Here is a 1,982-nt window from a genome sequence, read left to right as displayed (position 1 = left end):
GTCAGAATCAGCAACAGTGGCTGATTTTTGAGCAGAAAAACTTCCTCCTATACCACCACTACCAACTTCTTTGCCTATAGTAGTAGCTGAAGAAGAAACAGCAACAGAAGTGCCATGCTTTTGGGAAAAAGACTTGCCTCCACCATTACCCATAGTAGTAGCTATGGTTGAAGTAAATGATTTCTTGGGTCCGCGAAAATAACCAGAAGAACTACTGCCAGCTGCCGCAGAAGATTCCCAGAAAACAGCAGAAACAGAAGAAGGGGCAGTAGTAATCGGCACTATTAGCTGCTCAGATGAGGACACAGGAGTTGATTCACCTACTAAAACTCCCGACTCAGAAACAATAACTTCCGAGGCTAATCCAACTTCTCTAGTCAACACAAGTGACTCTGTAGAGGAAAAGGAAACATCTGCATCTAATCCTGATTCAGATGGAGATGAAGATGAAGACAAAGATGAGGATACAATCGAGGGCGATGAAGAGTGAGGCGAAAGTGAATCATCTCCTGACCCACTTAACGCAGAAACAACACCAACTGAGATCAACTCTTCAGCTGATGGTGGCAAAGAGAGGGAAATATCAGAAGCTACTACCGGCTCAGGTACAGGAGAAGATGCAGGTAATTCACCTTCTCCCAAATCAAGAGCAGCACCTTTCTCAGTAGAGACCAAAACACCATCACCCTCTAATCCTACAAAAGTAGAAACAGCAGCAGATACATCACCAGATTGATCTATATCTCTATAATGAAGCAATTTAACAAATTTAAGAGAAGACTGACTAGAATCCCTCTCTAATAGCAACAAAGACCCTAACCGCTTCCCAGGTAGAAGATGACGCTTAGATAATGACCCATGTTGTTTAGATTGAGAAGATAGTTCATGCTGAAACTTAGGCCGTGGAAGAGAGACAACCGAACGACTAGTAAGATCAATAGCACAACTTCCCGGTTGCGTACCCTCCGCACATTTACTACTGTCTCCTAGTGCCTTGCTTTCACTTATCACACATCTCTTGGGTTTGGGTTTGGGTTTGGGTTTGGGTTTGGGTTTGGGCAGAACTTGTTGAAGAGAGGTGTCCAAAGAACAAGCACCACTTCCTGATTCTTTGCTCTTACTTACTAAACGTTTTTTGGAAACAGGCTCAATACCCTCCTCCGTACATTTACTACCACTTCCTGATTTCTTTCTCCTATCCATCACACGCTTTTTTTCATATTCTTGATAAGTTGAAAATACTACTACGGGAGCACTAACAGCATCGAAAATATTAATAAAATCTTCACAATCAGCACCACTCAATGATCTATCTTCTAGTCCAGCAAAAACTGAATCAGCTATGCTATCCCACTTCAAGTTAAATGCAGACTCCGCGTACCCGCGAACAGAGCAATCCAGCTTAGACAGAAAACTTAGTAACCCTTCTCCACTTAGTGGCACTAGTCTACAATCAGAGGAACTAGAAAATACTCTAATACCAGCAAGAGAACGTATAAAATCAGGGCGGTACCTGGAATGATACAGACAAAGAAACCTAGCCATAAAACCAAGTAAATGCAGTTCCTTATAGGTTCTGCACCAAATAACAGCCTGCCCAACCATCGAAAGTCCATTACTCACGGACCTTAATAGGCTACCCAGTGCCATAGAGCAAGACATTTTGGCAGATTTACGGATGTCAGAAAAGAGATCGTAAATTAGTTTAGCACTATCAGGATGTAACCTAACACCAAGCAAATCAACATATTGAACAGATAATGAAGCACTAGCGGAAGAGATCGAAACTTCAGAGGCAACTTCAGAAGCAGTTGAAGTACTCGCTTGAGATGGTAACGACTGAGGGTTTGGGAGGGAAGAATGCGTAAGGTCTACAACACTAGTTACTGGTGCTACACCCTCACCTTTACTACCTTTTTTCCTTATATAGCCCCCTATCCTTACTGATAACGCCATTGCGAGAATGCCAGCAACGTCAAGGA

General features: G+C 42.7%; 1 protein-coding gene. It reads right to left on the bottom strand.

All coding sequences use genetic code 11. From position 1 onward, the window contains the following. A partial coding sequence (locus A6733_RS09070) for a hypothetical protein (protein ID WP_242641608.1) occupies positions 1–1,982 on the bottom strand: 1,982 nt, incomplete at both ends.

Origin of the sequence: Candidatus Ichthyocystis sparus, assembly GCF_900078745.1 — a bacterium.
In the GTDB taxonomy this organism is placed as follows: Bacteria; Pseudomonadota; Gammaproteobacteria; order Burkholderiales; family 2013Ark19i; genus Ichthyocystis; species Ichthyocystis sparus.
This window is presented reverse-complemented; position numbering and strand designations above follow the sequence as displayed.